Origin of the sequence: Pediococcus pentosaceus, assembly GCF_001437285.1 — a bacterium.
GTDB lineage: Bacteria > Bacillota > Bacilli > Lactobacillales > Lactobacillaceae > Pediococcus > Pediococcus pentosaceus.
Map to the genome: position 1 here is coordinate 1 of NZ_JQBF01000028.1, position 363 is coordinate 363.

Below are 363 nucleotides of genomic sequence, written 5' to 3' on the forward strand. Positions count from 1 at the left end.
CTTGAGTACTAATGTGCTCAAAACGAGTCCCTTTAGGATAAAAACAACGTAAATTCCGATTAAAGCGTTCATTACTACCACGTTCAGCTGGAGTATAAGCATGGCAGTAATAGGTCTTAATACCATATTGTGATTCAAGTGATACTAGACCGCTAAACTCAGTGCCACGGTCCACCGTGAAGCTGTGCACCGGACCATTAAAAGTGGTTAGGAACTTAGTTAGGGCTTCATTAACAGTCGCTGTCGTCCGATCTTTTAACCGGTAGGCCCAAAGGAACCGTGATTTGCGATCGATTAAAGTTAATAAAACTGCCTTACTATGCCCACGAGGACCAACGACTGTATCTAGTTCAAAATCGCCGA

General features: G+C 43.3%; 1 pseudogene. It reads right to left on the reverse strand.

Going from position 1 to position 363, the window contains the following annotated elements:
• Window positions 1-363, reverse strand: a pseudogene (locus IV86_RS08565) (IS30-like element ISPp1 family transposase); the annotation flags it as partial.